A 21,246-nucleotide genomic window follows, 5' to 3' on the forward strand; every position below is an offset into this window, starting at 1 on the left:
ACTACCTCCACAGGAATTCAGGGCTCATAACGACAAGCGCCAGCGCCTGGCGTTCGGACTCGGCGCGCGCCACAGCCTGACGGGTATCGGCAGAGGCGGCCGGTCCAAGCACGGCCTCCACGAGTTCGGCTGGCGGCAGGTTGACCCTGGCCTTCTGCGCAAACTGGTCCGCGACATCGAGCCGACTGGTCATCGCGTCGGGCGCGAGCCACGTCGCCTTGTCGTCGTGGAATCCCTCCGGCGAGATCGGCGCCCAGATCGGCTGCCCGAGCACGCCGAGCGCCCGCATCAACATCGGCGCATCGATGTTCGCATCGAGCGCCCGCATGGCGGCAATGGTGAATTGCTGCGGGGTAGCGAATTTGCGCGTCGGCGCCCAGGCTTCGTCAGATTTCAGCAGCGTCTCGCCAACGGCCTTGAGATCACCGCGCGTCGACGTGAAGGTCGCCGTAAGACGGTCGACCAGCGGCTTGGGCGGATCGTCGGCAACGAAGTGACGGGCCAGCTTGAAAGCGAGGTGGCGTGCCGTTGCCGGATTGGTGGCAAGGTCGTGCAGGACGGCGAGGCCCTGCCCTTCGTTTCCCACCGCATAGACCACGTCCTCACGATAGGTCCGGCCCATCACGCGCTTGTCGCCTGGCTCGTGCAGGCCGGGATTGAAGGCAAAATCGCCGGCGCTTGGCCTCGCGCGATCGCGCACGAAGGTCCAGCCTGTCAGCACTTCGGCCAGCGACGTCACATCGGCTTGCGAATAGCCGCCACTGACGCCAACGGTGTGCAGTTCCATCAGTTCGCGTGCATGGTTCTCGTTGAGGCCGAGCCCGCGTTTCTTGCCAACAGGCGAGTCGGGACCGACGGAACTCGCATTGTCGAGCGACAGCAGCATCGCCGGATGACGCGTCGCCGCGAGCAGCATGTCCTCGAAACGGCCGAGCACGAAGGGCCGGATCGCCTCGCGCTCGAAACTGCCGGCAAGGCCGCGCACCATCTCGTCCTTGTCGCTCTGGACGGCAAAGTGATTGGCCCAGAACTGCACCAGACGCTCGGTGACGCCGGTTCCGGCGTCGTGCGCGGCGGCAATGCGGCGCGTGATCTCGTCGGCATAGATCTGGCTGGAGACGCTCGGCGCCGGCTTCGGGTCCTTGGGCTTTCCCGGCATCGGCGCGGCCGTGGCCACGCTCGCCATGCCGGCTCCGTTGGCGGCACCCGCGCCCGACGCCTTGGCTACCGGCGAGCCGGCGCCCATGGCCTGGGCCATACTGCCCGATTGCATGGGCTGCGTGGCATTATCAGCCGCCCGCCGAATCCTGCGCGCTTCCTGGTCGGCGCGGATCGCCAGGAAGATCGCGGTTGAGTCCGGACTGGCCTCAGGACCGAGATTGTCAGGCGGCGGTGTGGCAAGCTCGGCAAGGAGAGCGCCGCGCGGATCACCGGCGATGCGCACGGCATCGCCCGGCCTCGGCCCGAGCCCGAATCGCTTCAGCGCGAAGGTGGCTTGTTCAAGTGTCATCGGCCCGCCTCATCAGGTGAAAGCTGCCCAGTCCCGATGACGTAACGAGCCGGGCATGAGCCTCCCTACGCGGCCCACCGGAAAAAACGTCGACTCGTCTGGGGATGCATCGCCTCGCCATCATTGCAAGGGCGCCATCGAGCGATCGCGCCGGGCTGTTAATTGATGTGGGTGACGCATCACCGTTTGATTTGGCGCCCGTCCGGTCGCAGTGTGACCGATCGAGATCGACAAGAACGCCGCGAGCACGCCATGAATGTTCCAGCACGCGCAATGCCGCAGCAGGCCGCAGATTTTTATCGCCAGGCGCCGCACAATATCGAGGCGGAGCAGGCTCTCCTCGGTGCGATCCTCGTCAACAATGAAGCGTTCTACCGCGTCTCCGATTTCCTTGAGCCGGTTCATCTGTATGAACCGATCCATCGGCAGATCTATGAGGTGGCGTCGAGCATCATCCGCGCCAACAAGGTTGCGACGCCGGTCACGCTGAAGACCTTCCTGCCGGCCGAGCTCGCCATTGGCGACATGAATCTCGCGCAATATCTGGCGCGCCTCGCGGCCGAGGCGACGACGATCATCAATGCCGAGGACTATGGCCGCGCGATCTACGATCTCGCTCTACGCCGTTCTCTGATCGGCATCGGGGAGGACGTCGTCAACATCGCCTATGACGCGCCGATCGACATGCCGCCACGCGCGCAGATCGAGGATGCCGAGCGGCGACTGTTCGCGCTCGCCGAGACCGGCCGCTATGATGGCGGCTTCCATTCCTTCGAGGAGGCGCTGAAGAACGCCATCGACATGGCCAGCGCCGCCTATCAGCGCGACGGCCATCTCTCCGGCATCGCGACGGGGCTCGACGATCTCGACAAGCAGATGGGCGGGTTGCAGCCCTCCGATCTGATCGTGCTCGCCGGCCGTCCCGCCATGGGCAAGACCTCGCTCGCCACCAACATCGCCTACAACATCGCTAAGGCCTATCGCGGCGAATTGCAGCCCGATGGCGCTATGAAGACAGTCAATGGCGGGATTGTCGGCTTCTTTTCGCTCGAAATGTCGGGCGAGCAATTGGCGACCCGCGTCATCGCCGAGCAATCCGGCGTTTCGTCCTCGCATATTCGCCGCGGTTCGATCGACGAGCGGCAGTTTGCCCGTGTCGTCGCGGCGGCGCGCGAGATGGCACGTATCCCGCTCTATATCGACCAGACTGGCGGCATCTCGATCGCGCAGCTCACGGCACGCGCCCGGCGACTGAAGCGCCAGCGCGGGCTCGACCTTCTGGTCATCGACTACCTCCAACTCCTATCGGGCTCCGGCAAGCGCAGCGACAACCGCGTGCAGGAAATCACCGAGATCACCACCGGCCTCAAGGCGCTTGCCAAGGAACTGGCCGTGCCGATTCTCGCCCTGTCGCAGCTGTCGCGTCAGGTCGAATCGCGCGACGACAAGCGGCCGCAGCTTTCAGACCTTCGCGAATCCGGCTCGATCGAGCAGGACGCCGACGTGGTCATGTTCGTCTATCGCGACGAGTACTATCTGAAGAGCAAGATGCCGAAGGAAGGTACCGAGGAATTCTTCAAATGGCAGGCCGAGATGGAGCAGGTCGCCGGCGTCGCCGAAGTGATCATCGGCAAACAGCGCCATGGCCCGACGGGAACCGTGCAGCTGCAATTCGAAGCCGAGGTCACGCGCTTCTCCAACCTCGTTCGCCGGGACCAGTTGCCCGAAGCCTATGAATAGCGACATCGCGGCGGGAGCCACCCATTCTATGAACGCGCTGCCCGTCCTCGCGGACGCCTTCATCCCGGAGCTTCCGAATCGCTACAGTGGAAAGGTTCGCGAGAATTACGATCTCGCTGATGGCCGACGCCTCATCATCGCGACGGATCGACTAAGCGCCTTCGACAGGATCCTGACCGCGATCCCCTGCAAGGGACAGGTGCTGACGGAGACGGCGCGGTATTGGTTCGAGGAAACCGCCGATATCTGCCCCAATCATGTGCTGGCCTATCCCGATCCGAATGTCGTGATTGGCAAGCGGCTCGACATTCTCCCGGTCGAGATGGTGGTGCGAGGCTATCTCGCCGGCACGACCAGCACGTCGGTTCTGACGCGCTATCGCAAGGGCGAGCGCGAGATGTACGGCCTGCGGCTGCCGGACGGCCTCCGCGACAACCAGATCCTGCCTGAGCCGATCCTGACGCCGACCAGCAAGGCGTTTGACGGCGGGCATGACGAGCCGCTTTCCGGCGCCGAAATCCTCGCCGGGAGGCTGCTGACGCCCACGCAGTGGGAGACTGTTTCGCGCTATGCGCTGGCGCTCTTCGCCCATGGCCAGCAGCGCGCTTCGGAGCGAGGCCTTATTCTCGTCGACACCAAATATGAGTTCGGCGTCGATGCGGATGGCACGGTCATCCTGGCGGATGAGATCCACACAGCCGACAGCAGTCGTTACTGGCTCGCGGACAGCTATGAGGCCGCGTTCGCGAAGGGGGAGCGCCCGCCGAGCTTCGACAAGGACTTTGTCCGGTCATGGGTCACCGCGCGCTGCGACCCCTACAAAGACCCGATCCCCGAGATCCCCGCAGAACTCGTCGCGCGAACCTCGGAGGTCTATGTCCAGTCCTTCGAGATGATCACCGGCAAGACGTTCGAGCCGGATCTCTCGGGCCGCCCGATCCTCGACCGCATCAGGGCCAATCTGGCGCCGTATTTCGCCTGACGTCGTCAGCCCTTCGGCTGCAGAAGGTCCCAGAGATTGCCATAGAGGTCCTCGAACACAGCGACGGTCGCATAGACTTCATGACGCGGTTCTTCGTGGAACTTGACGCCGCGGGTGAGGAACGCCGCGTGATCGTTGGTGAAATCGTCAGTCTCGAGGAAGAAGCCGACGCGGCCACCAGTCTGGTCGCCGATTCGCGCGGTCTCCGCCTCGCCATCGGCCTTGGCCAGCAGAAGGCGCGCTCCGCCGCCAGTCGGCGCGACCAGCACCCAGCGCTTGCCGCCGCCGAGCGGCGTATCGGCAAGGAGTTCGAAGCCAAGCTTGCTGGTGTACCAGGCGATCGCCCGGTCATAATCGTCGACGACAAGCGTGACGGTCGCGATGCGGCTAGCGGTCATGAGATGCTCCGTGGATTGGTCCGCGAAAATCACGGGCTCTATCTGCCTCCGCAATAATCTCGCCGCGAATCCGCGTAAAGTCGCCGCCATGGAATCGATTGATGACGCGGCCGCCGAAATTTGGGGGAGCGGCGGTCGCCTGACCGTCGATCTCGGCGCGCTGGCGCGCAACTGGCGCACCCTCGCAGACCGCGCCGCCGACGCCGAAACCGCCGCAGCCGTGAAGGGCGATGCCTATGGCATCGGACTTGAACAGGCCGTTCCGGCTTTGGCGAAGGCCGGTTGCCGCTGTTTCTTCGTGGCCCTGCCGCAGGAAGGCATCCGCCTCAAGGCGCTCCTGCCGTCGGCCACCGTCTATGTGCTGAATGGTCTCCTCCCCGGTGAGGCCGCGCGGCTGGCCGCAGCAGGCCTCCGGCCGGTGCTCGGCTCTATGGCGGAAATCGACGAATGGGCCGCCTATCGCGCGGCGGGCGGCGATGGCCGTGCGGCGCTGCATGTCGATACCGGCATGAACCGGCTCGGCGTCACGCTCGATGAGGCGGCGGCGCTCGCGGACCGTACCGAGGCGCTCGGCCTCTCGCTGGTCATGAGCCACCTTGCCTGCGCCGATCAGCCGGAGCATCCGCTGAATGCCGCACAGCTTGGCGCCTTCGCGACCGCAGCCCGGCTTTTTCCCTCGCTTCCCGCCTCGCTCGCCAATTCAGCCGGCCTGCACCTTTCGCCAGACTATAGCTTTGATCTCGTGCGCCCTGGCATCGCGCTTTATGGCGGGCGGTTCGGCACTGACTTTCCGGCGCTCGAGCCGGTTGTCTGCGTCGAGGCACGGATCGTTCAGATACGCTCCGTCGCGGCCGGCGAGACCGTAGGCTATGGCGCCACGCAGCATGTGAAGCGGCCGAGCCGGATCGCCATCCTTTCGGCGGGCTACGCCGATGGCTACCACCGCATGGCGGGTTCGAGCGACGGCGCGCCGGGCGCCAGCGCCTTCCTGCATGGCCGACACGCACCCCTGGTCGGCCGGATCTCAATGGATTTGATGGCGATCGATGTGACGGATATTCCCGAAGCGCGGCGCGGCGACCATGCCGAACTGTTTGGGCCCAACATTCCCGTCGACCAGGTTGCCGCCTCTGCTGGAACAATCGGCTATGAACTCTTGACCAGCCTCGGCAAACGCTATCGCCGACACTATGTGGGAGGGGCCTGATGGCCTTGCGTCATGATGGCCACGTGTTCCTGATGGCCAAAGGTTCTTGATGGCAAAGGCTCGGCTTCAATTCATCTGCCAGAACTGCGGCGCGGTCAGTCCGCGCTGGCAGGGGCGCTGCGAATCCTGCGGCGAGTGGAACACGCTCGTCGAGGAGAACACGGCCGGCGGCATCGGCGGCGGGCCGGGCAAGGCCGCCGTGCGCGGGCGCGTCGTCGAGCTGCAGGCGCTTGCCGGCGAAACCAAGTCGCCGCCGCGCATCGCCTCGGGCATCGCCGAACTCGACCGCGTCACAGGCGGCGGCTTCGTGCGCGGCTCGGCGATCCTGCTCGGCGGCGATCCCGGCATCGGCAAGTCGACATTGCTCCTGCAGGCCTCGGCGGCGCTCGCGGCGCGCGGCGAGCGCGTCGTCTATATCTCCGGTGAGGAAGCGGTGGCGCAGGTGCGGCTCCGTGCCGAACGCATGGGCGTTTCCGCGGCACCAGTCGCGCTTGCGGCCGAGACGAGCGTCGAGGACATCCTCGCGACGCTCGAGGCCGGCAAGCCGCCGGCGCTGGTCATTCTCGATTCCGTGCAGACGCTGTGGACGTCGACCGTCGAGTCCGCACCGGGCACGGTGACGCAGGTGCGCGCCTCGGCGCAGGCGATGATCCGCTACGCCAAGCAATCGGGCGCCACCATCATCCTGGTCGGTCATGTCACCAAGGACGGGCAGATCGCCGGTCCACGCGTCGTCGAGCACATGGTCGATGCCGTGCTCTATTTCGAAGGCGAAGGCGGCCATCACTTCCGCATCCTGCGTGCGGTGAAGAACCGTTTCGGCGCCACGGACGAGATCGGCGTGTTCGAGATGACCGGCGGCGGCCTCAGCCAAGTGCCGAACCCGTCTGAGCTTTTTCTAGGGGAACGCAACGCGGCCTCGCCCGGCGCGGCGGTCTTCGCCGGCATGGAGGGCACCCGTCCCGTTCTCGTCGAAATCCAGGCGCTCGTCGCGCCCTCGCCGCTCGGCACGCCCCGCCGCGCCGTCGTCGGCTGGGATGGCGGAAGGCTCGCCATGGTGCTGGCCGTGCTCGAATCCCATTGCGGGGTGAAGCTCGGGCCGCATGACGTCTATCTAGCGGTCGCCGGCGGCCTCAGGATCAATGAGCCGGCGGCGGATCTCGCGGTCGCGGCGGCGCTCGTCTCCTCGCTCTCCGGTATTGCTCTCCCCGCCGATTGCGTCTATTTCGGCGAGGTCAGCCTTTCCGGTGCCGTAAGGCCCGTCGTTCATGCCGCGCAGCGCCTGAAAGAGGCGCAGAAGCTGGGTTTCGCCAAAGCCGTGCTGCCAGTTCAGTCGATCGACAAGGAACAGGGCGAGACGCCGGGTCTTGTCGGGATAGACCAGCTTGCCGGCCTCGTTGCCTCGATCGCGGCCTCCGGCCCGCCCGTGGCGCGGGAACTGATGCGCGAAGCGGTCGACAGGCGGCCGACGGCGCGACGGACTGGGACGACAGGGTCGGACTAGCGAAACTTGGTCTTTGATGCCTCCGGCGTGGGGCGGTTCTGGGGGTCAGCGGGACGATGTCGGTCACCATCCTTGATGGCGTTGTCGTAGTCGTAGTGCTCATCTCGGCGCTGCTCGCCATGGTGCGCGGCTTCGTCCGCGAGGTGCTGTCCGTCGCCTCCTGGGTGCTGGCGGCCGTCGCGGCGTTCTATTTCTACAAGCCGCTGCTGCCTTATGTTGAGCCCTATATCGCCAACAAGAACATCGCCATCATCGCGACGGCAGCCGCGATCTTCTTCATCGCGCTCATCATCGTCAGCTATCTCGCGATGCGGATCTCCGATTTCGTCGTCGACAGCCGCGTCGGCCTGCTCGACCGGACGCTCGGCTTCGTGTTCGGCGCGGCGCGTGGCGTGCTGCTCGTCGTCATCGCCTTCGCCTTCCTCAACTGGATCCTTTCAGACCGGCAGCCGGATTGGGTGGCGAATGCGCAGACAGCCCCCATATTGAAGAGGTTGGGCGATCGCCTCGTGGCGGCGCTTCCCGAAGACATCGAAAAGACGATCCAGGAACGGCTGCACGGAACGACGCCTGAAGAGGCGACGCCGCCAGTCGACGCTCCGGCGGATTCGCCTGACGCTGCGACAACGCCGCCGGCCGCGATCCCGCAGGGGACCACGGACCAGCAGGCGCCTGCCTATGGCGGCAAGGAGCGGCAAGGGCTTGATTCGCTGATCGACAATGGCGACGCGCCGGCGGAAGAACCGGCCGCACCGAACGGGACCACCGGGGGACAGGCGAAACCGTGAGAGACGCGCGGCCGGACAGTCGGCGCGGATGAGGATATGATGGACGACTTCTCTTTGTTGCCCGCCCCGTCCGACGACGACGCGTTCCACGAGGAATGCGGCGTCTTCGGCGTTTTCGGCCATCCCGATGCCGCCGCGCTGACGGCGCTCGGCCTGCATGCCCTGCAGCATCGCGGCCAGGAAGCCGCTGGCATCGCAGCCCATGACGGCCGCCAATTCTCGATCGAGCGCCATGTCGGCCTCGTCGGCGACAATTTCACGCGCAAGGCGGTCATCGATCGCCTACCTGGCGTCCGCGCCATCGGCCATAACCGCTATTCGACCACCGGCGGCGCCGGGCTGCGGAACGTCCAGCCTATGTTCGCAGAGTTCGCCGGCGGCGGCTTCGCGGTCGCGCATAACGGCAATCTCACCAATGCGATGGCGCTGAAGCGCGAATTGCAGCGGCGCGGCTCGCTGTTTCAATCGACCTCCGACACCGAGACGATCATCCACCTGATCGCGACCAGCAATCATGGCCGCCTGCTCGACCGCTTCATCGACGCGATCAGGCGCATCGAGGGCGCCTATTCGCTGGTGGCTCTCTCCGAAAAGAAGATGCTCGGCTGCCGCGACCCGCTCGGCGTCAGGCCGCTGGTGCTCGGCAAGCTTGAGGATGCCTATATCCTCGCCTCCGAGACCTGCGCGCTCGACATCATCGGCGCCAGCTATGTCCGCGACATCAATGCTGGCGAAGTCGTCATCATTACCGACGAAGGCATCGAGAGCCTGTATCCGTTCGAGCGCCAGCCCTCTCGCTTCTGCATCTTCGAATATGTCTATTTCGCCCGGCCGGATTCGGCCGTAGATGGACGCGGCGTCTATGCAGTGCGCAAGCGGATCGGCCAGGAACTCGCCCGCGAGAGCGGCATCGATGCCGACATCGTCGTGCCGGTGCCGGATTCCGGCGTGCCAGCGGCCATCGGCTATGCAGAGGAAGCCGGCATCCCGTTCGATCTCGGCATCATCCGCAATCACTATGTCGGCCGGACGTTCATCGAGCCGACCGACGCCATCCGGCACATGGGCGTCAAGCTAAAGCACAATGCCAACCGCGCGATCCTCGCCGGCAAGCGTGTGATCCTCGTCGACGATTCGATCGTGCGCGGAACGACCTCGATGAAGATCGTCCAGATGGTGCGCGAAGCGGGTGCGAGCGAGGTGCATATGCGCATCGCCAGCCCGCCGACCACGGACAGTTGCTTCTATGGCGTCGACACGCCCGAGAAGTCCAAACTGATCGCCGCGCAGATGACGGTCGACGAGATCGCGCGCTACATCAAAGCCGACAGCCTCGCTTTCATCTCGATCGACGGGCTCTATCGCGCCGTCGGTGAGGCGAAGCGCAATGGCGAGGCGCCGCAGTTCTGCGATGCCTGTTTCACCGGCGAATATCCGACCCGCCTCGCCGATTACGAGGATCGCGGCAAGGTCCAGGCGCTGCCCCGCCTCGCCGAAGCAAGCTGAAGGTTCTCGCCGCGACCTTCTCCCGCCAGCGGGAGAAGGAGTTCCACCGAACGCCGGCGCGCCTTCACCATCAATCACTGCCATCGCGACCCCTGCGCCCCTCTGACGCCTGAGGGAGAGGGCTCGGGTTAGGGCCTCGCGCGCTATGTCCCGAGGCTGGGCAGGCTGCGCCGCAGCGTGCTAGTGGATGCCGCAGAAGAGCCCTTCCGAAGCGAGCATCGCCATGACCTCTCCCGATCTTTCCGGCCGCATCGTCGTTGTAACGGGCGCTTCGCGCGGCATTGGCTGGAACGCTGCGATCGCGCTCGGCGCGGCCGGCGCCCATGTAATCGCCATCGCCAAGACGGTGGGCGCACTGGAAGAGCTCGACGATGCGATCCAGGCCAAGGGTGGCAGCGCGACGCTGGTGCCGCTCGACCTCCGCGATCTCGACGCCATCGACCGGCTGGGGCTCTCGATCTATGAGCGCTGGGGCAAGCTCGACGGATTTTTCGGCAATGCGGCGCTGCTCGGCGTCATCACGCCGGTGACGCATCTCGACCAGAAGGACTGGAACGACGTCATGACGGTCAACGTCACGGCGAATTACCGGCTGATCCGCTCGCTCGATCCGCTGCTGCGCCTTTCCGATGCCGGCCGTGCGCTGTTCATGACCTCCAGCGTCGCGACGAATCTGCGACCATTCTGGGGGGCATATGCCACGTCCAAGGCCGCGCTCGAGGCGCTGGTGCGAACCTATGCCGCCGAGGTCGCGACGACGCCGATCCGCGTCAACCTGTTCGATCCCGGCCGGCTCAGGACGCAGATGCGCGCCAAGGCCGCGCCTGGCGAGGATCCGGCCACGATCCAGCACCCGAGCGTCGTCGCTCCGGACATCGTGCGCATGCTGGCGCCCGACTTCGCCGACCACGGCACGCGGTTCGAATTCCCGACGCGCAGCATCACGCGCCTCCTCGACTGATCGGATCCAGACAGCGAAACGGCGGCCCCGTTCCTGAGGCCGCCGTTCCGTCTTGATATGAGAAGCCTGTGCTGCCGGCTACTGGTTGCCCTGCGAGCCGGCTGATACCGCTTCCATAACGCGGTCCAGATTGAAGCTGCCGGGCTTCTGGCGCGGCGGGAAGTCGCGAAAGCTCTGCAGCCAGCTCGCGACATAGGCGCCTGCCGGCGCGATCGCGAACATGCGATCCATGTACCAACGCTGATAGCCCATCGCGTTCTCTTCCTCGGCCCGCTCGAACGGATCCATCCGAAGATTGGTGAGGAGCGGCGCGCGCAGCTCCGTGAACGGATTCTGCCAGACGCGCAGGCCCAAAGCGTCCTGCTCCAGGAAGGTCACTTTCCAGTTGTCATAGCGGAGCGCCGCGACGCTGCCGTCGTCGGTCCAGTAAATGAACTCATGCCGGGGCCAGGCCGCCTCGCCTTTCAGCGCCGGGCCGAGGTCGTAACCGTCGAGATGGACCTTGTAGTCGCGGCCGTCGATCGTCCGGCCCTTAAGGAGTTCCTCCTTGGCATCCGGATCTCCGGCCGCGCCGACCAGCGTCGTCAGCATGTCCTCATGCGCGGCAATGTCGTTGACGACCGTGCCTGGCTTGATGACGCCCGGCCAGCGGATCACCGAGGGCACGCGATAGCCGCCTTCCCAGTTGGTGTTCTTCTCGCCGCGGAACATCGTCGTGCCGCCATCCGGCCAAGTGAAGGTCTCGGCGCCGTTGTCGGTCGAGTACATGACGATCGTGTCGTCCTCGATGCCGAGCTTCTTCAACTCATCAAGCAGCTGACCGACCATCGCATCATGCTCGACCATGCCGTCTGCATAGATGCCGAGGCCGGTCTTGCCTTCCGAGGACGGCTTCAAATGCGTGAAAACATGCATCCTTGTCGAATTCCACCAGACGAAGAACGGCTTGCCGTCCTGGTGCGCCTTGTCCATGAAGTCGATCGCCGACTTCGTGACCTCTTCGTCGACAGTCTCCATGCGCTTGCGCGTCAGCGGCCCGGTGTCGATGATCTTCTGGCCGCCGTCCGGCAGCGCCCAGGAATGAATGACCCCGCGAGGCCCGAAGCGTTTCTTGAACTCCGGCGAGGCCGGATAGTCCGGGTTCTCAGGCTCTTCCTCGGCATTGAGATGGTAGAGATTGCCGAAGAACTCATCGAAGCCATGCACGGTCGGCAACATCTCGTCGCGGTCGCCGAGATGGTTCTTGCCAAACTGGCCTGTCGCGTAGCCCAGCGGCTTGAGCAGCGTCGCGATCGTCGGATCCGCGGCCTGCATGCCCTCGGGCGAGCCTGGCAGACCAACCTTTGTCAGCCCAGTGCGGATCGGCGACTGGCCGGTGATGAAGGCCGCACGGCCGGCCGTGCAGCTCTGCTGGCCATACCAATCGGTGAAAAGCGCGCCTTGATGCGCGATCGAATCGATATTGGGCGTGCGGTAACCCATCATTCCATTGTTGTAGGCGCTGATATTGAAGCCGCCGATGTCGTCGCCCCAGATCACCAGGATGTTGGGCTTCTTGTCGGCCGCACCGGCATCGGGCGCCACCAGCGCCGCAGCTGCGGCGAGGCAGGCAGCCAGCCAGCCGCCTCGAAACGATCGTCTCATGATGATCCCCCACAGTCATGTGGGGCAGACGCCTCCCACACGGCCGCACTCCCCGCATCGCGATCGTGCCAACGGGCCCCCGACGTCCGCCCTCGCCGTTGCCTAACATGGCCGTCGGTGGAAGATTGTCCGCCGGCGGACAATGGGGGGAAATTCCATGACGTCGATCGAGAGGGCGCGCGAGATCGCGATAAGCGATACTTGGCTGCGCGAGGCCCCGGAGAGCTTTCGCCGGGCCGTGATCGAACGCTGCATGCTGCAGCGCTTCGAGCCGTCCCAGGTCATCTATTCGCCCGGCGATGGCGACGGCGGCATCTATTGCCTGATTTCGGGCAGCGTCCGCGTCAGCGTGGCCTCAGCCGACGATGGTCCGTTCTTCGCCCATATCATGCAGCCGGGCATCTGGATCGGCGAAGGTCCACTGATTTCGCGCGCGCCGCGCGTGGTCGGCCTCTCGGCCGGGCGGCAGAGCGAGGTCCTGCTGCTGCCCCTGCCGGCAATCCAGTCTATCCTGGAGAGCCAGCCGATCGGCTGGAAGGCAGTCGCGCGCCTGACCTTCGACCATCTTCAGACCGCGATGACTGCGCTCAATGATCTGATGATCCGCGACGACCGCCGCCGCATGATCGCGACGCTGCTGCGTCTCGGCGGCTGCCGCTTGGCGCCCGGTCCAGACCCTGTGCCGACGCCGATCGACCTCAGCCACGAGGATCTCGCCGTGATGGCCAATCTCGCCCGCAGCACCGCGGCTACCATCCTGCACGGCCTTGCCCAGGCGGACCTTGTCGAGCTCGCCTATCGCCGCGTCATCCTGCGCGAGCCCGACCGGCTGCGCGCGCTGCTCGCGCATGACTGAACGAGAACCCGCTCAGCGGCGCTTATCCTTGTCGTCATAGGGATTCTCGCCCTTGCGCATGATGAGGCGCAGCGGCACGGCCGTCAGGTCGAAGGCCTCGCGGAGACCGTTGACCAGATAGCGCGTATACGCCTCGGGCAGCGCTTCGGGGCGCGAACAGAAGGCGACGAAGGTCGGCGGGCGCGCCTTGTGCTGCGTCATGTAGCGCAGCTTGATACGACGGCCGGAAACGGCTGGCGGCGGATGATGCTCGAGCACGCCGGCGAGCCATTTGTTGAGCGCGGCGGTCGGGACGCGGCGATTCCACGTCGCATAGACCTTCATCAGCTCGGTCATCAGCTTGTCGATGCCGGAGCCCGTTAGACCCGACAGCGGGACCAGCGGCACGCCGCGCACCTGCGGCAGCAGCCGCTCGGCCATCTCCCGCAGATCCGCCATCGCCTTCTGGCGGTCCTCGATCAGGTCCCATTTGTTGAGCGCGATGACCAGCGCCCTGCCCTCCCGGGCGACGAGATCGGCGATCTGCAGGTCCTGCTTCTCGAAAGGCATGGTCGCGTCGAGCATCAGCACGACGACTTCGGCGAAGCGAATCGAGCGCAGTGCGTCGCCGACAGAGAGCTTTTCGAGCTTCTGTTCGACGCGGGCCTTCTTGCGCATGCCGGCAGTGTCGAAGAGATTGATCCGACGATCACGCCAGACCCAGTCGACAGAAATCGAATCGCGCGTGATGCCGGCCTCGGGACCAGTCAGCAGCCGCTCCTCGCCGAGCATGGTGTTGATCAGCGTCGACTTGCCAGCATTCGGGCGGCCGACGATGGCAACCTTAATCGGCTTCGCCGGGTCGATCTCGGGGAATATCTCTTCGCCATCCGGGCCGATGAGAACCTCGTCCTCGCCCTCTTCCTCGTCCGTCTCTTCAGCGCGGATTTCGAAAGGCAGCAGCGCGTTGAACAGGTCCGCCATGCCCTGGCCGTGCTCGGCCGAGATCGCCACCGGCTCGCCAAAGCCGAGGCTGTAGGCCTCCATCACGCCCTCTTCGCCAACCTTGCCTTCGGCCTTGTTGGCGATCAGCACCACAGGCTTGCCGACGCGGCGCAGCAGATCGGCGAAATGCTCATCGACCGGGGTCACGCCGACGCGCGCATCGATCAGGAACAGCGAGACGTCTGCTTCGGCGATCGCCGCCTCGGTCTGGGCGCGCATGCGGCCTTCGAGGCTGGCCGGATCGGCCTCCTCAAGGCCGGCAGTGTCGATGATCGTGAAATAGAGATCACCGATCCTCGCCTCGCCAGGTCGGCGGTCGCGCGTCACGCCCGGCGTATCGTCGACAAGGGCGATCTTCGCGCCGACGAGGCGGTTGAAGAGCGTCGACTTGCCGACATTGGGGCGGCCGATGATGGCTGCGGTGAAGGACATGATGTCGTGCTTCCGGTTGGACCGGGCGTTCCCGATCATCATAGCCGGCCGCTGCGTCGCCGGCCATGCCGACGACGCCGACCCCGCCAGATGCGAAGCCGCGCCGGATCGTCGTGCGTCGATCAGGTCTTGGCGGGCGCCTTGGCGTCGCCGACCTTGGAGCGGATCAGCTCCAGCATCAGATTGGCACGCGCCTTGGTCGATTGCGGCGCCGTCGGATCATCGAAGATTTCCGTGAAATAGCCCCGCGCCGCCTCGACATCGCCAACCCGCCAGGCCGTGAGGCCGAGCAGTTCGCGCGCCGAATTGCGCCAGGGTCCACCGGTCGCGGCGAGATCGTCGAGGCGCGTCTTCATCGCCGCGAGATCAAGCGTATCGACCAGCAGCATGGCCGAACGGAGGCGCGCCATAGCCTTCAGCAGCGGCGGCGTCGAGCCGCTCGATGCGATCGCATCGAAGGCCTTCACGGCATCGTCGGTCTTGCCGGCGCCGGCCAGCTCGGCCGCGGCGCGGAACTGCGCCAGGACGGGATAGCCGCCGGTGCCGCTCTGCGAGAGATCCTGCAGTGCCTTGAGGGCCTCGTCCTTCTTGCCGTCCTCGGCAAGCTGCAGCGCGGCAACGAAGCGATCGCCGGTCGCGGCGGCCTGCTGCTCGCGCCAATAGATCCAGCCACGCCAGCCGGCCGTACCGACGACGATCAGGACCGCGACGACGAGGACATAGGGCCCGAAGCGGCGCCAGAGGCGTTTCGCCTGCTCCCTGCGTAGATCCTCTTCGACTTCATGAAAGATATCGGTCATCGTTCCCCGTCCGGTCGCCGGTCAGCGCGCGGCACCATATAGAAGCGCCTACCGGCTGGCAAATGGCCGGATTCCGCGATGAATCCGGCGGCTTTCTCAACGCTTCGGCTGATACACATTGTCTTCGCCGGGGAAGGAACGCGCGCGCACCTCCTCAGCATAGGCGGCCACCGATTCTTCGATCAGCGCCCCGAGCGCTCCATAGCGCTTGACGAATTTCGGCACGCGCGGCGACAGGCCGAGCATGTCCTCGAGCACGAGAATCTGGCCGTCGCAAGCCGAGGAAGCGCCGATACCGATCGTCGGGATCGGCACGCGCGCCGTGATCTCGCGCGCCAGAGGCTCGACGACGCCCTCGACGACCATCGAGAAGGCGCCGGCCGCCGCGATTGCGTCGGCATCGGCGAGGACAGCTGCAGCGCTTTCCTCGCTGCGGCCCTGCACCTTGAAGCCGCCCATCGTGTTGATCGACTGCGGCGTCAGCCCGACATGGCCCATGACCGGCACGCCTCGCTCCACGAGGAAGCGAACGGTCTCGGCCATGTGGCGGCCACCCTCCATCTTCACCGCGCCGCAGCCCGTTTCCTTCATGATGCGCGCCGCCGAGCGGAAGGCCGCCGCCGGACTCTCCTCATAGGAGCCGAAGGGCAGGTCGACGACGACAAGCGCCCGCTTCGAACCGCGCATCACCGCCTGGCCCTGCAGGATCATCATGTCGAGCGTCACCGGAACGGTGGTCTCAAGGCCATGCATGACCATGCCGAGCGAATCGCCGACGAGCATGAAATCGACGAAGCGATCGATGATCGATGCCGTATGAGCGTGATAGGCCGTGAGCGAGACGATCGGCTCGCCACCCTTGCGACCCCGAATATCGATCGCCGTCAGGCGGCGGGTAGTAACCTCGACGGACATTGGCGTTCTCCCGGTGCGGCAGCGCCGCGATCTGGTTGCGCCTTAAGTAGGGTCAAAGGCGGCCAAGCCGAAGCATTTTCTTGTCGATTCTGCCATGCCATGCGCGCGGGCGCCCGCCCGCCGCACGCAGCACACGCCGAGACTTCCTTACGAGTTGTTCAGCATTTCCATGCAACATTTGCGATCATTGCATATGTAGATAGAGCTTCTACTTCCATGCGCATGTCATTCTGGCGTTCAACTCTTCCCGCCATTGCCGCACTCGCCCTCGCCTCGACCATATTGCCTTCGACGGCGCGGTCCGAGGTGGTGGCGCAAGTCAGCCTCGCCTCACAGGCCATGGTGGTCTATGTCGACGGCATTCCGCGTTACGACTGGGCCGTCTCGACGGCACGCCCAGGCTACAGGACGCCGACGGGCTCGTTCCGGCCGACGCGCATGCATCGGATGTGGTATTCCAAGAAGTACGACAACGCGCCGATGCCGAGTTCGATCTTCTTCCTCGGCGGCTATGCCGTGCACGGCACATCGCATCTGAAGGCCCTCGGCCGGCCGGCCTCGCATGGCTGCATCCGGCTTCATCCCGACAATGCCCGCACCCTCTACAGCCTCGTGTCCGACCAGGGCATGGGCAATGTGCGCATTGTGATCACACGTTAGCAGAAATCGACGCGCAGCGGCGGGATTGGTGACGAATGTCACTGACTATGCCCGGACGCTTCGCCTAGAAGTTGTTCCAACAGGCCCCGCTCGGGCGCGGCCTCCTCATCTCAACCTCTCAGCCGGCACACAGCATCGCCATGACCGTCCGCTTCTCATTTGCAGCCTTCACCGCCTCTGCCGTCGTGCTCGCGGCCCTCGCCGCGCCGGCCTCGGCCAATGTGCTCTTTCCGGGCCCGGCGAGTGTCTATGCCAAGGTCTCGATCGCCGACCAGCGGATGGAGGTCGTGATCAAGCGCGGCGATGGCAAGAAGGAGACCTATAGCTGGAAGGTCTCTACCGGCCGCAAGGGCTTCGAGACGCCGCCCGGCCAGTTCCGGCCCGACTATATCGACGAGCTCCACCACTCGACGAAGTATGAAAACGCGCCGATGCCCTATTCGGTGTTCTTCAACGACGGCATCGCCGTGCATGGCACGACCGAGCTGAAGCGGCTTGGAAGCCCGGCTTCGCATGGCTGCGTCCGGCTCGACCCGCAAAATGCCCAGGTCTTCTTCCGCGCCGTTGCCGATATCGGCATGCAGCGCACAGCGATCATCGTCGAGAAATAGCCCAGCTACGGCCTGCCGAGCCCGCCAGGGCCGCCCGGACCGCCCGGACCACCGAAGCCGCCATTCCCCGGGCCACCGCCGAGGGCGCCCGGTGCAAGACCGAGCATGCCTCGACTGAAGCCCGAGCCGGATGGCGGCGCCTGGAATTGCTGCGGCGGCATCTGCGGCGTCGTCACCACCGGCCCCGGACGCAGCGTGAGGCCGGGACCGCCGTTCCCCGCGCCGGGGATGCCAAGGCCGCCTCCCCCAGCGTTCGAAAGGTTGATGTTGAGGATTGCCGGCTGGCCGGGATCGGCCGCGTCGACGCTTCCGTCCTCGTCACTGAGCACGATGCCGGAGCCGGTTCTCACCTCGCTGCCATTTCGCGAGACATAAGCTTCAATGGACAGCGTCTTGACGCCTGGCCCATCCGGCAGGCTGTCCAGCCCGATGCTTGTCACTATCAGCCCACGTCTCCTCCGATGCCCACGAACCACGATGCGGCGACCGTCATAGCGCGCATCGGGACCGAAGAGTTGCAGCGCACCGATATGCAGGGTCCAGCCACGAAATATGCCGGTTCCTACGACCTGGTCCTGGCGGTCCCCGGCAGGTTCGACCAGCCGCGCGACGATGGTGCCATCCGGGAGGCGCAGGCCGCTCACCGCCACCCGCTGTCCGAGCACGAAGCTGCTGCTTCCAGTCGTGCCGAGCGAAACACTTTGGCCGAGCACGATCATGCTCTCGCCCTCCAGCGCCTCAACCGGGCCGACGACCTCACTCAGGATATCGATATTGTTTGTGGCGAGCTTTCCGTCCTGCTGGTGCGCGACCGCCTTGACGACTTGTCCGATGCGCATATCCGATGGCCGGCGGCGGCGGCCGTCAATCGTCACGGTGACGTCAGCCGGATAGGTGATGCGGTCGCCATTCACAAAAATGCTGCCGAAGCGCTGGATCGAGCCGATAAAGCCGATGGTATGACCGGCATCGGGCATGCCCGAAATACCGGTCCCTCCGATTCCGCGGTCGGATGGCGGCTTTTCATCGGCAAGACCCGGAAGGGCGCGCATGCCGATGAGGCCGGCCAGTCCAAGCAAGAGGTTGCGCCGCGAGGGGGCGAACGATTTCTTCACGTCGTGCCCTCCCGGTCATTTCGGTCTGCGGTCTCATCGTTATCTCCGCCGACGCGCTCGGAATAGACATAGACGCCGAAATTCCAGCGCCATCCACCGTCCGAAATGCCTTCCGTCGCCGTATGCGCTTCACGATTGGCCGTCGTGAGCGCCTCCATGGCGATTTCGCGCGAACGCTTCTCGAGCATCTCAGCAATGGGTTGCGTCAGGCCGTCATAATGGACAGCACGTTCCAGAAAGCGGGGGCGGTCACCTTCGACATTGGCGACAGCCGCGGCGATGTGATCATGCAGGTTGCGACCAAGGTAATAGAGTTGCTGGTCACTGCCGCTCTTGGGAATGAAGGCCTGCTCGGCAAGGACGATGCGGTCATCGGCATCGCGGGTAACGAGGCCGCGATCGAGCCATTCATCGAGCACCACACGCGGCCGCACATCCCGCGTCACAGATTCGACAAGCCTGTCGAAGGTTGGCTCGAGATCGCTGCCGGTTCGTGGCAGAGGCCGCGGCCGACCAGCTCCGTCTGAGAAATCGCTGTCGGCAAGCCATCGGGCCAGGATGCGGCTGGTCCGCGAGATCGAGACCGGTACGACATTCACCGGCGCCCCGGCGCCGCGCAGGCGGCTGACTTCCTTGCGGTGAATGCCGGTCAGCAAGCTGACCCGGCTGTCCGTCTGACTCTTTGATGTCAGCGCGAAGTCATTCTCGGCAACATTCACGTAAAGCTCGCGCAGAAGGTCGACCAAAGCGGGGAACGTCAACCCGCTGCGGATGGCCAGGCGGACGAGCGGGCGCAACAAGCGCGCCAGCGGCGCTTGCAGCCGCCCAGCGTCCAAACCTGTCCCATCCTTTTCGGTCATCCGTTCATTCCTATCGAGCCGCGACGGAGAGGCAATATCTCTTTCGATGATTGCTCGCGGCATCGGCCACATCCCGCTCGCTGTCTACGGGCGACACGGCGGCGCACCACGGCTCTCTATAGACTGTGTGATAAATTCCCACAATCCTCCAGTACACTATTGACGTGGGAAATTTTCCCACGTATCGATCTGACGTCAGCTGACGAATGGGACTGGCGCCGAGCTAGACGAGAACACCTTCGGAGTGATGGCTTTGGACAAGCTCTATATCGATGCGACTGTACCCTTGCGTTGGGGGCCCCATCCTCCGGTGGGCATTCCGCGCGTCGAAACAGCGATCGTGCGACAGGCCATGCGCCGCAGCCGTGCCAATGAAGCCCGCTTCGGCAAGCAGGACGCGGTTCGCTTCTTCATGATCAATCGCAATGGCGAGGCTCGTTTCCTGGATCGCCGCGAACTCGCCTATCTTGGCGACCTGGTCGAAGGACGCGTTTCGGCCATCGCCTCAGGCGATGGAGAAACGCTTTCGAAGCGGGTCGAGATGGTCGTGAAGGCGATCCGATCCGGCGCGATGAATTCCGGCAAGGAATTCGACCGGGTATCGGCCTCCTATATCTCGGGACGCAACGACCGCCGCGGCCTGCGTTATCAGGCGGCGAAGACGTTCATTCGCGCCGCCAAGCTCATCGCCGGCCGCCCGCCGAAGCGTGATCCGGAACCCGATCCGCTCACCGATGCCCGCGCCGCCTGCTTCATTTCAACCGCGGGCCTCCACAGCCTGGCCGGCAGCGGACGGCACGATGACATAGCGGCGAGCCTCGCGACGGTTCTCCACGATCTGATCCCGCTCGATCATCCGGATCTGGTCGATCGCAGCCACGCGCGGAATTTCGAAAATGACGTCGCCTGGATGTTCGCGCATTGCGACCGCATCATTACCGTTTCGGCCCACACCGCCGAGACTGCGCGGCGATATGCGGCTGAACATGGAATGGATCAGCCCCCGTCCGTCGCCGTTTCCCGGCTCGGCTCCTTCCTCAAGGAGGGTCTTTCGCAGAAGCCACTCGAGCCCGTCGCGGCGCTCGCCGGCCAGCGCTTTGCCCTCTATTGCTCGACAATCGAGATCCGCAAGAACCACATCATGTTGCTGAAGACGTGGGCGCGGCTGATCCCACTCCTGGGCGAGAAGCTGCCGAAGCTCGTCTTCTGCGGTCGCTGGGGCTGGATGAACCAGGAGGTCGAAGCCTACCTCGCTGCGCACCCGGAATTGAAGAGCCATCTGGTGCTGCTTTCGGACATGAGCGACGCGGAGCTCGGCTGGCTTTATGCCCATGCCGATTTCGGGCTCTATCCCTCGCTCGCCGAAGGCTGGGGGCTCGGTGCCGTCGAATGCCTCGACTTCGGCCTGCCCGTCCTCATCTCCGACACGCCTTCGCTGGCTGAAGCGACACAGGGCCTGATGCCGATTATCGAGAGCGACGACGCCGCCGGCTGGGCCGCAGCGGTCACCCGCGCCGTCGAGGAGCCGGCATGGCTGCAAGAGCTCACGACCCGCATCATGATGGGATATCTGCCAATTTCGGAAACCCGCTTCAGCAGCCGCGTGCTGTCGCTGGTGGCCGATGAGGAAAGCGAGCGCGGCAGCGCCGATAGCTTCAAAGCCGAACCCACCGGCCTGAAGCCAACGCTGCCGCGTCTCGCGCCTTGGCGGGTGCCGTCGCAGAACCGCGACAGTGCAAGGCTCGGAAGGCTTGCCGGCATCTGACGCGCGTG

19 protein-coding genes are annotated in these 21,246 nt (G+C 65.1%); 11 read left to right on the forward strand and 8 right to left on the reverse strand.

Annotation, left to right across the window (positions count from 1 at the left end; all coding sequences use genetic code 11):
* Position 1: 1 nt before the first annotated feature.
* Positions 2-1,510 (reverse strand): DUF1800 domain-containing protein, encoded by a 1,509-nt coding sequence (locus BUB39_RS00775; RefSeq protein WP_073051073.1) that lies wholly within the window; start codon positions 1,508-1,510, stop codon positions 2-4.
* A 252-nt stretch (positions 1,511-1,762) separates the two neighbouring features.
* Here BUB39_RS00775 and BUB39_RS00780 point away from each other — a divergent pair, with 252 nt between their 5' ends.
* Both BUB39_RS00780 and BUB39_RS00785 read left to right on the forward strand, forming a co-directional pair.
* Positions 1,763-3,250, forward strand: coding sequence for a replicative DNA helicase (locus tag BUB39_RS00780; protein ID WP_073051075.1), 1,488 nt, complete (start codon positions 1,763-1,765; stop codon positions 3,248-3,250).
* A gap of 28 nt (positions 3,251-3,278) precedes the next feature.
* Positions 3,279-4,232 (forward strand): phosphoribosylaminoimidazolesuccinocarboxamide synthase, encoded by a 954-nt coding sequence (locus BUB39_RS00785; protein WP_425292883.1) that lies wholly within the window; start codon positions 3,279-3,281, stop codon positions 4,230-4,232.
* 5 nt (positions 4,233-4,237) lie between these two features.
* Here BUB39_RS00785 and BUB39_RS00790 read toward each other — a convergent pair whose 3' ends face one another.
* Positions 4,238-4,630: a VOC family protein gene (locus BUB39_RS00790; protein ID WP_073051077.1), complete on the reverse strand. Its 393-nt coding sequence runs from the start codon at positions 4,628-4,630 to the stop codon at positions 4,238-4,240.
* Between the two features lie 88 nt (positions 4,631-4,718).
* Between BUB39_RS00790 and alr the strand changes: the two genes are divergently transcribed.
* The 5 genes from alr (at position 4,719) to BUB39_RS00815 (ending at position 10,596) form a co-directional block, all read left to right on the forward strand.
* Positions 4,719-5,837 (forward strand): alanine racemase, encoded by a 1,119-nt coding sequence (alr, locus tag BUB39_RS00795; RefSeq protein WP_073052647.1) that lies wholly within the window; start codon positions 4,719-4,721, stop codon positions 5,835-5,837.
* Between the two features lie 49 nt (positions 5,838-5,886).
* The gene (gene radA / locus BUB39_RS00800) at positions 5,887-7,341 is read left to right on the forward strand and encodes a DNA repair protein RadA (protein WP_073051079.1); all 1,455 of its coding nucleotides are present in this window, start codon (positions 5,887-5,889) and stop codon (positions 7,339-7,341) included.
* A gap of 56 nt (positions 7,342-7,397) precedes the next feature.
* Positions 7,398-8,129, forward strand: a complete 732-nt coding sequence (locus BUB39_RS00805) for a CvpA family protein (RefSeq protein ID WP_073051081.1) — start codon at positions 7,398-7,400, stop codon at positions 8,127-8,129.
* A gap of 39 nt (positions 8,130-8,168) precedes the next feature.
* The gene (purF, locus tag BUB39_RS00810; protein WP_084527070.1) at positions 8,169-9,635 is read left to right on the forward strand and encodes an amidophosphoribosyltransferase; all 1,467 of its coding nucleotides are present in this window, start codon (positions 8,169-8,171) and stop codon (positions 9,633-9,635) included.
* 223 nt (positions 9,636-9,858) lie between these two features.
* On the forward strand, positions 9,859-10,596 hold the full coding sequence (locus BUB39_RS00815; RefSeq protein ID WP_073052648.1) for an SDR family NAD(P)-dependent oxidoreductase: 738 nt from the start codon (positions 9,859-9,861) through the stop codon (positions 10,594-10,596).
* 78 nt (positions 10,597-10,674) lie between these two features.
* Here BUB39_RS00815 and BUB39_RS00820 read toward each other — a convergent pair whose 3' ends face one another.
* Positions 10,675-12,240 carry an arylsulfatase gene (locus BUB39_RS00820; protein WP_073051086.1) on the reverse strand — a complete coding sequence of 522 codons (1,566 nt, stop codon included), beginning with the start codon at positions 12,238-12,240 and terminating at the stop codon, positions 10,675-10,677.
* Between the two features lie 157 nt (positions 12,241-12,397).
* Between BUB39_RS00820 and BUB39_RS00825 the strand changes: the two genes are divergently transcribed.
* A complete protein-coding gene (locus BUB39_RS00825; RefSeq protein WP_073051088.1) occupies positions 12,398-13,096 on the forward strand; it encodes a Crp/Fnr family transcriptional regulator in 699 nt (232 codons plus the stop codon).
* A 12-nt stretch (positions 13,097-13,108) separates the two neighbouring features.
* Here the strand turns inward: BUB39_RS00825 and der are convergent, their stop codons facing one another.
* From der to panB, 3 genes are all read right to left on the reverse strand, one after another.
* Positions 13,109-14,512: a ribosome biogenesis GTPase Der gene (gene der / locus BUB39_RS00830; protein WP_073052649.1), complete on the reverse strand. Its 1,404-nt coding sequence runs from the start codon at positions 14,510-14,512 to the stop codon at positions 13,109-13,111.
* Between the two features lie 122 nt (positions 14,513-14,634).
* On the reverse strand, positions 14,635-15,312 hold the full coding sequence (locus BUB39_RS00835) for a tetratricopeptide repeat protein (protein ID WP_073051090.1): 678 nt from the start codon (positions 15,310-15,312) through the stop codon (positions 14,635-14,637).
* Between the two features lie 96 nt (positions 15,313-15,408).
* Positions 15,409-16,227, reverse strand: a complete 819-nt coding sequence (gene panB / locus BUB39_RS00840; protein WP_073051092.1) for a 3-methyl-2-oxobutanoate hydroxymethyltransferase — start codon at positions 16,225-16,227, stop codon at positions 15,409-15,411.
* 216 nt (positions 16,228-16,443) lie between these two features.
* On the opposite strand from panB, the gene BUB39_RS00845 reads away from it, so the two are divergent.
* On the forward strand, positions 16,444-16,887 hold the full coding sequence (locus tag BUB39_RS00845) for a L,D-transpeptidase (RefSeq protein ID WP_139251295.1): 444 nt from the start codon (positions 16,444-16,446) through the stop codon (positions 16,885-16,887).
* Between the two features lie 140 nt (positions 16,888-17,027).
* A complete protein-coding gene (locus tag BUB39_RS00850) occupies positions 17,028-17,498 on the forward strand; it encodes a L,D-transpeptidase (RefSeq protein WP_073052651.1) in 471 nt (156 codons plus the stop codon).
* Positions 17,499-17,503: 5 nt separating this feature from the next.
* On the opposite strand, the gene BUB39_RS00855 is transcribed toward BUB39_RS00850, so the two are convergent.
* On the reverse strand, positions 17,504-18,613 hold the full coding sequence (locus BUB39_RS00855; RefSeq protein ID WP_084526817.1) for a DUF5666 domain-containing protein: 1,110 nt from the start codon (positions 18,611-18,613) through the stop codon (positions 17,504-17,506).
* On the reverse strand, positions 18,610-19,473 hold the full coding sequence (locus tag BUB39_RS00860; protein WP_073051094.1) for a DUF6502 family protein: 864 nt from the start codon (positions 19,471-19,473) through the stop codon (positions 18,610-18,612). The genes BUB39_RS00855 and BUB39_RS00860 overlap by 4 nt, the downstream gene beginning before the upstream one ends.
* A 247-nt stretch (positions 19,474-19,720) precedes the next feature.
* On the opposite strand from BUB39_RS00860, the gene BUB39_RS00865 reads away from it, so the two are divergent.
* On the forward strand, positions 19,721-21,238 hold the full coding sequence (locus BUB39_RS00865; RefSeq protein WP_073051106.1) for a glycosyltransferase family 4 protein: 1,518 nt from the start codon (positions 19,721-19,723) through the stop codon (positions 21,236-21,238).
* Positions 21,239-21,246: the final 8 nt, after the last annotated feature.

It is taken from the genome of Kaistia soli DSM 19436 (genome assembly GCF_900129325.1).
GTDB lineage: Bacteria > Pseudomonadota > Alphaproteobacteria > Rhizobiales > Kaistiaceae > Kaistia > Kaistia soli.

Excerpts from the sequence above, each read along its gene's own strand:
- BUB39_RS00780 (WP_073051075.1), top strand. The coding sequence starts at position 1,763 with ATGAATGTTCCAGCACGCGCAATGCCGCAGCAGGCCGCAGATTTTTAT.
- radA (WP_073051079.1), top strand. The coding sequence starts at position 5,887 with ATGGCAAAGGCTCGGCTTCAATTCATCTGCCAGAACTGCGGCGCGGTC.
- BUB39_RS00815 (WP_073052648.1), top strand. The coding sequence starts at position 9,859 with ATGACCTCTCCCGATCTTTCCGGCCGCATCGTCGTTGTAACGGGCGCT.
- BUB39_RS00825 (WP_073051088.1), top strand. The coding sequence starts at position 12,398 with ATGACGTCGATCGAGAGGGCGCGCGAGATCGCGATAAGCGATACTTGG.
- BUB39_RS00860 (WP_073051094.1), bottom strand. The coding sequence starts at position 19,473 with ATGACCGAAAAGGATGGGACAGGTTTGGACGCTGGGCGGCTGCAAGCG.
- BUB39_RS00865 (WP_073051106.1), top strand. The coding sequence starts at position 19,721 with ATGGCTTTGGACAAGCTCTATATCGATGCGACTGTACCCTTGCGTTGG.
- BUB39_RS00835 (WP_073051090.1), bottom strand. The coding sequence starts at position 15,312 with ATGACCGATATCTTTCATGAAGTCGAAGAGGATCTACGCAGGGAGCAG.
- BUB39_RS00775 (WP_073051073.1), bottom strand. The coding sequence starts at position 1,510 with ATGACACTTGAACAAGCCACCTTCGCGCTGAAGCGATTCGGGCTCGGG.
- der (WP_073052649.1), bottom strand. The coding sequence starts at position 14,512 with ATGTCCTTCACCGCAGCCATCATCGGCCGCCCCAATGTCGGCAAGTCG.
- BUB39_RS00805 (WP_073051081.1), top strand. The coding sequence starts at position 7,398 with ATGTCGGTCACCATCCTTGATGGCGTTGTCGTAGTCGTAGTGCTCATC.
- panB (WP_073051092.1), bottom strand. The coding sequence starts at position 16,227 with ATGTCCGTCGAGGTTACTACCCGCCGCCTGACGGCGATCGATATTCGG.
- BUB39_RS00790 (WP_073051077.1), bottom strand. The coding sequence starts at position 4,630 with ATGACCGCTAGCCGCATCGCGACCGTCACGCTTGTCGTCGACGATTAT.
- alr (WP_073052647.1), top strand. The coding sequence starts at position 4,719 with ATGGAATCGATTGATGACGCGGCCGCCGAAATTTGGGGGAGCGGCGGT.
- BUB39_RS00820 (WP_073051086.1), bottom strand. The coding sequence starts at position 12,240 with ATGAGACGATCGTTTCGAGGCGGCTGGCTGGCTGCCTGCCTCGCCGCA.
- BUB39_RS00850 (WP_073052651.1), top strand. The coding sequence starts at position 17,028 with ATGACCGTCCGCTTCTCATTTGCAGCCTTCACCGCCTCTGCCGTCGTG.
- purF (WP_084527070.1), top strand. The coding sequence starts at position 8,169 with ATGGACGACTTCTCTTTGTTGCCCGCCCCGTCCGACGACGACGCGTTC.
- BUB39_RS00845 (WP_139251295.1), top strand. The coding sequence starts at position 16,444 with ATGCGCATGTCATTCTGGCGTTCAACTCTTCCCGCCATTGCCGCACTC.
- BUB39_RS00785 (WP_425292883.1), top strand. The coding sequence starts at position 3,279 with ATGAACGCGCTGCCCGTCCTCGCGGACGCCTTCATCCCGGAGCTTCCG.